Origin of the sequence: Nocardia sp. NPDC004604 (assembly GCF_040609795.1) — a bacterium.
Classification (GTDB): domain Bacteria; phylum Actinomycetota; class Actinomycetes; order Mycobacteriales; family Mycobacteriaceae; genus Nocardia.
Window position 1 is genome coordinate 1 of the sequence record NZ_JBEXLC010000263.1, and the last position, 6,197, is coordinate 6,197.

The 6,197-nt window shown below is 65.6% G+C and carries 6 protein-coding genes and 1 pseudogene; 2 read left to right on the top strand and 5 right to left on the bottom strand.

All coding sequences use genetic code 11. The annotated features are described in order from the left end of the window. Window positions 1-94: 94 nt before the first annotated feature. The 3 genes and pseudogenes from ABZW16_RS42640 to ABZW16_RS42650 all read right to left on the bottom strand — a co-directional run. Window positions 95-223: pseudogene (locus ABZW16_RS42640) on the bottom strand (TIGR02569 family protein); the annotation flags it as partial. Between the two features lie 214 nt (window positions 224-437). Further along, on the bottom strand, window positions 438-1,622 hold the full coding sequence (moeZ, locus tag ABZW16_RS42645) for an adenylyltransferase/sulfurtransferase MoeZ (RefSeq protein WP_354961863.1): 1,185 nt from the start codon (window positions 1,620-1,622) through the stop codon (window positions 438-440). 437 nt (window positions 1,623-2,059) lie between these two features. Next, window positions 2,060-3,055, bottom strand: a complete 996-nt coding sequence (locus tag ABZW16_RS42650) for a DUF3152 domain-containing protein (RefSeq protein ID WP_354961867.1) — start codon at window positions 3,053-3,055, stop codon at window positions 2,060-2,062. A gap of 418 nt (window positions 3,056-3,473) precedes the next feature. Between ABZW16_RS42650 and ABZW16_RS42655 the strand changes: the two genes are divergently transcribed. Beyond that, window positions 3,474-4,139 carry a TetR/AcrR family transcriptional regulator gene (locus tag ABZW16_RS42655; RefSeq protein WP_354961864.1) on the top strand — a complete coding sequence of 222 codons (666 nt, stop codon included), beginning with the start codon at window positions 3,474-3,476 and terminating at the stop codon, window positions 4,137-4,139. 87 nt (window positions 4,140-4,226) lie between these two features. Here the strand turns inward: ABZW16_RS42655 and ABZW16_RS42660 are convergent, their stop codons facing one another. Then, window positions 4,227-4,454, bottom strand: a complete 228-nt coding sequence (locus ABZW16_RS42660) for a DUF3107 domain-containing protein (protein WP_062984284.1) — start codon at window positions 4,452-4,454, stop codon at window positions 4,227-4,229. Between the two features lie 270 nt (window positions 4,455-4,724). Next, window positions 4,725-5,273 carry a YceI family protein gene (locus ABZW16_RS42665; protein ID WP_354961865.1) on the bottom strand — a complete coding sequence of 183 codons (549 nt, stop codon included), beginning with the start codon at window positions 5,271-5,273 and terminating at the stop codon, window positions 4,725-4,727. Window positions 5,274-5,375: 102 nt separating this feature from the next. Between ABZW16_RS42665 and ABZW16_RS42670 the strand changes: the two genes are divergently transcribed. Next, the coding region (locus ABZW16_RS42670; protein ID WP_354961866.1) for a helix-turn-helix transcriptional regulator at window positions 5,376-6,197 on the top strand (822 nt) is incomplete at its 3' end.

A 6,197-nucleotide genomic window follows, 5' to 3' on the forward strand; every position in this document is an offset into this window, starting at 1 on the left:
TGGAATATGTATGATCGTTTTATCTGAAATATCTTTAGCATGTTCACCATTTAACTGTTTTAAATCTAATATATCTATTAATTGCTTAAAATTAGTCGGCGACGGGGCTCAGCACCACATCACCGAGTCGCCAGCCGCCGTCCCAGTCTCCCAGGGAAACCGGGGTCACTTCGCGCAGACCGAACGTGGCGCGCACGTGCTCGGGGGGTTCCACAGAAGTCACGGCCGTACGGTACCGGCTGTGTTGAACTTGCCGCGGCTCCGCCGCGGCGTGTCCGCGGCCCCCCGATGGCTTGCGTCCGAGCAGCCGAGACTGGCGACTACGTCGCATGCGCTTCGGCCGTTCGGCCGCAAGCCGGGCCGCGGACGTCGCTCGTAAGACTCGCTCCGTGGTGGTTACGTTGCGAGCGGATCTCCCGGCTCGGGGGGCGCGGTGGTCAGTACACCGGCAGTGACTTGTCCACCTGGTTGGCCCAGGCGACGATGCCGCCCTGCACGTGCGTGGCGTCGGAAAAGCCCGCGCTCTTGAGCACCGCGAGCACTTCGGCCGAGCGGACACCCGTCTTGCAGTGCAGGACGATCGGCCGGTTCTGTGGCAGATCCGCGAGCGCCTCACCGGAGAGGAACCGATCCTTCGGGATCAGTTTGGCGCCGTCGATATGCACGATGTCCCATTCGACGGGTTCGCGCACGTCGATGAGCTCGATTTCCTTGCCCGCGTCGATGAGCTCCTTGAGTTCGCGCGCGGTGATCGTCGAACCCGCGGCCGCGGCCTGGCCCTCCTCGGAGACCACACCGCAGAACGCCTCGTAGTCGATCAGTTCGGTGATCGGCTGACGCTCCGGATCGCGGCGCAGCTTGATGGTCCGGTAGTTCATATCCAGTGCGTCGTAGACCATCAGACGGCCGAGCAGCGGCTCACCGATGCCGGTGATCAGCTTGATCGCCTCGGTCACCATGACCGAACCGATGGAGGCGCACAGCACGCCGAGCACGCCACCCTCGGCGCAAGAGGGCACCATGCCGGGCGGCGGGGCCTCCGGGTAGAGATCGCGGTAGTTGATGCCGCGGCCGTCGGGTGCGTCCTCCCAGAAGACCGAGACCTGGCCCTCGAAGCGGTAGATGGAGCCCCAGACGTAGGGCTTACCCGCCAGCACCGCGGCATCGTTGACCAGGTAGCGGGTGGCGAAGTTATCGGTGCCGTCGACGATCAGGTCGTATTCGGCGAACAGCTCGACGGCGTTCTCCGGCTCCAGGCGGATCTTGTGCAGCCGGACGTCGATGCCGGAGTTGATCTCCAGGATGGAATCGCGCGCGCTATCGGCCTTCGGGCGGCCGATATCGGATTCGCCGTGGATGATCTGGCGCTGCAGATTGGAGGCGTCGACCTCGTCGAATTCGACAATGCCCAGCGTGCCGACACCGGCGGCCGCAAGGTAGAGCAGTGCGGGGGAGCCGAGGCCGCCAGCACCGATCACCAGCACCTTGGCGTTCTTCAGACGTTTCTGCCCGTCGACGCCCAGATCCGGAATGATCAAATGACGGCTATAGCGGGCGATCTCGTCCTTGGTCAGCTCCGCGGCCGGTTCGACCAGCGGCGGCAGGGACTTCGGTGATGACACGTCCTGGACTCCTCGAATCAATTGGCCGATCGCACTGCGGTGGCTCAGCGCCTACTAATCAACACCGACAACCGGACCGTTCTTCCCGCCTATCGTCTCGTATCGACAACCGAGCCCGGCAACCGCCCCGCTCGCGGCGACCACCACGCCGAGAGTCTTACGCGAGACCAGTTCGCGGCCCGTCTCACGTCCGCGCGAAGGCACCGCCATCGACTCAGTCACGCAAAGGCTCGGCCACAGCACAGTCACGCGAAGGCGTGCCACCAGCCCACTCACGCGAAGGCACGGCCGCCAGCCCACTCACGCGAAGGCACGGCCACCAGCCCACTCACGCGAAGGCACGGCCGCCAGCCCACTCACGCAAAGGCACGACCATCGGCACAATCACACGAAAGCACGGCCACCAGCACAATCACACGAGGGCACGGCGAACAGACTCACCCGCGGGGATATGGCCAGGGGTTGAACCGGCAGCGTTTGCCGTCCATGGGGACCACGCCGTCGGGGTCGAGCGCGGCGATGTCGTTGTTCTTGGTGCCGAAGGTCTGCTGCATCATCACCGGCGCCAGCCCGCCGTCGGTCTCACACGGCTGATGCTGGTGATAGCCAATGGCGTGGCCGACCTCGTGGTTGACCTGGTACTGCCGGTAGGAGCCGATATCGCCCTCGAAGGCCAGCGCACCGCGCACCCAGCGCACCTCCGACAGCACCACCCGGCGCAGGTCGGCATTGAAACAGGAGGAGTCGATCGGAATATCGAAACCGCATGCCTTGCGCGAGGATTCGCGGGAGGCCAGCGAAATGCGGAAGTCCGGTTCGCCGTGATCGATGCGCCGGAAGGCGAATTTGCTGTCGTGCGCCCAGCTCTTCGGATTGTTCAGTGTGCTGTCGACCATCTTGGCAACGGATTCGTCCCCGCCGAATCCGGAAGTGTCGATGCCGTCCTCGATTTCGACCGTGTACTTGAACTGGGATCCCGATCCCGTGCCCACCTGCACCGTGCTACCCGGCACCACATGCCATGTGCCCGTGCCGATTTCGGTGAACGGCCCACCGTCGGGCAGCGCGCCGGTCGGCAGGTTGGTCGGGAAGTGGCCGTCGCCGGGCGGTGCGCCGATGATGCCAGCGGAGGCCGTGTGCGGACTGAGCTGCCCGAATCCCGGTGCGCCGCCTGCGATCTTCGCGGGATCGGTGCCGCCGCGCACCGCGTCCACGATCACCAGCACGGTGACCACGAACAGCACGGGCAGGGCGTAGGCACGCCAGCCGTAGGTGCGGATGAAGCGACCGAGTGCGCTCTGTTTCTTGGCATCGCGCTCCGGCCTCGGTGGGCGCGAGCGATTCTCGTCGGCGGCGGTGGGATCCCAGCGCGCTCGCAGCGGCTGATGGGAGCGATCGATGGGCGGTTCGTACAGGCCGAGCGGATCGTAGATCTCGACATCGCTCTTATCCCGCTGCGCCGCCCCGGGTCTGGACGACCGGTCGTTGGAGACCTCGACGCGAGCTCGGGCAGCAGCACCATTTCTAGCGGCTGCCCCCGTACGCACCTCGGGGTCCGGCCTTTCCACAGGGCCCGAGACTACGGAACCGAACGCGGTGTAGCCAGCGGGGCGGTGCTCATCTCGCCCGCCGCCGGAGGATCTTTCCGCGCGGTCGGTCACACTCACCAGCGTCTCACAGGGGGCAATACCGCTGAACCGAGCCGGATACGGGCCGGAACGGGTGCGACATATCTCACCGAGTGGGCTTGATCTCCGGCCCCGAACCGCATGTGAGCTACGACCGGGTATCGTTCATTGGATACCCGGTGCACAACCCCATATAACCGGGGCATCGACTGGGAGAGCCGAAATGACTGACCTCGCGGACCGGATGACGTCGCGCAGAACGTCGTCCGACGCCATGGCGCCGACCAAGCGCGGTACCCGGCTTCCGCGCGACGAGCGTCGTCAACAGCTACTCCTGGCGGCCAGTGAGGTCTTCGTGCAACGCGGTTACCACGCCGCTGGCATGGACGAGATCTCGCAGTGCGCCGGAGTCAGCAAGCCGGTGCTGTATCAGCACTTCGCCAGCAAGCTCGAGCTCTACCTGGCGGTGCTACAGAACTACGTCGACATGCTGGTGTCGAGTGTGCGCCAGGCGCTGCGCTCGACCACCGACAACCGTCAGCGCGTCCGTGCCGCCGTGCAGGCCTACTTCGACTTCGTCGACAATGAAATGCAGGGCTTCCGACTGGTTTTCGAATCCGATCTGATCAGCGAGCCGCAGGTGCAGCGCCGGGTCGAGCAGGCCACCGAGGCCTGTGTGGACGCGGTCTTCGATCTGGTCGCCCACGATTCCGGCCTGGATCCCTACCGGGCCCGGATCCTCGCGGTCGGGCTGGTCGGCACCAGCCAGTTCACCGCGCGGTACTGGCTGGAGGCGGATCGGCCGATCCCGAAGGAAGAGGCGGTCGACACCACCGTCGCACTGGCCTGGGGCGGTCTGTCGCACGTGCCGCTGCACCCGATCAACTGAGCCGAGCCGACACCTCGGACGAAAACGACAACAGCCCCTGCACTCGCATGAGTGCAGGGGCTGTTGGCTGTCGTGCCGCGGTTCGGCTCAGACGGCGGCGAAGCCGACCCGACCCCCGGTGGCGGCGCCGATCTCGACGTAGGCGACCTTCGAGGCCTGGATCAAGAACTTGCGGCCCTTCTCGTCGGTGAGCGCGACGACGCCGCCCTCGCCGCTCAGCGCACCGGACACCAGCGCCTCGACCTCGTCCGGGGTCTGCCCGCTATTGATCACGAGCTCGCGCGGGCTATCCGAAATACCGATCTTGACCTCCACGGCCAACCTCCGAACCTAGAGTCCTGTGTGCTGTCGAAATCAAGGCTAATGCTCCCCCGCCTCCCCGGGTATTCAGCGCCCCACTAGCAGCTACGAAATCCACGTCGGCGGCCGGCGGTCGGGCAACAATTCAGCTCGGGGCGTTCCCGACGAGTTACCCATGTACCTGCGAAATCAGTGGTCACTTCCGGAATCGACAGCCCGCTCCGCCGAGCGCGCGGGCTGACGTTCGCCTGTCGCGAACGCCGTACCCGCTCGGCGGAAATGCCACTACTTGGGCTCGATGAGCTGGATTTCCAGCTCGATCTTGACCGTATCGCTGAGCATGCCGGGCAGCGGGCCGCCGACGCCGAAGTCGGTGCGCTTGATGGCGCCGGTCGCGGAGAAACCTGCATGCCGGTCCCCGGTTCCGGCGAATACCTGCACACCGCCCCACTCCACGTCGAGGGTGACCGGCTTGGTGATCCCGCCGAGGGCGGCCTCGCCCTCGACCACGAACGATTCGGCGACCTGCACCGGCTCGACGGCGCGGAAGGTCAGGGTGGGGCGGTTGGCGACATCAAGGAAATCGGCGGTCCGGACGTGGTTGTCGCGATCGGCATTGCCGGTGTCGAAGGAGTCGAGGTAGATGGTGGCGCCGAGGGTGGCAAAGCCCTTGTCGTCGACGACGAACTCGGTCTCGAACTTGCCGAAACGGCCGCGGACCTTGGAAATGCCGAGGTGGCGGATGGTGAATTGGACCTGGGAGTGCATGGCGTCCAGGGCCCAGGAACCCGGGGCAAGCGCGGTGGCAGTGGTGGATTCGGTAGAAGATGTCATGCGATAAACCATGACCGGACCGTGGTCCGTTAACCAGACCGCCGTTATCCTGGACCCCGCAGGGCGCGGCTAACCATCCCAGGACAGGGCACGATGAAACGCATGGCACCGAACCCCTTCGCGGAGTACCTCATGGCGCGCCGCGCCCAATTGCGGCCTTCGGATGTGGGTCTCCCCGAGGGCCGCCGCCGCCGGACCCCGGGCCTGCGCCGCGAAGAGGTCGCGGTGCGCGCCGGAGTCAGCGCCGACTATCTGGCCCGGCTGGAGCAGGGCCGCGATACCAACCCCTCGGGCGCGGTAATCGATGCGCTCGCGCAGGCGCTGCTGATCGACGGTAAGGATCGCCATCACTTCGGCTGGCTCGCCGTCACTTCGAGTAACGAATCCCGCTGCCCCACGACCGAATCCGCTGCCGAACATCCGACATCCGCGATGGAGACCATCCTGCGCGCACTGCAGCCGACGCCGGCCTTCGTGCTCGGGCGACGGCTCAATGTGCTCGGCTGGAATCCGGCGTGGGAGGCCATCGCGAAACCCCTTGGGCTGCTCGACGATCCGGAAACCTCGAATCTGGCCTGGTTCACCTTCACCCATCCGCGCGCCAAGCAGGTACTGCGCAACTGGAACGAGGTGGCCGACAGCTTCTCGGCCGCACTGCGCCGGGCAACCGTGTTTTGGCCGGGCGAGGACCGGCTACTCGACCTGATCGCCACCCTGCGCGAATATCCGGAATTCGAAAGCCGTTGGCAACCACAACATGTCGACGACCTGATCTCCGGCACGCTGCGCTTCGACCATCCCGAGCACGGCCATATCGATATCCCGTTCGAAACGCTCAACGGCGACCGTGATCAGAGCATCGTCGTCTGCCTCACCGATCAGGCGCAGGCGCAATCCCCCGGCCTGCGACTGGTCCGTGCCGTG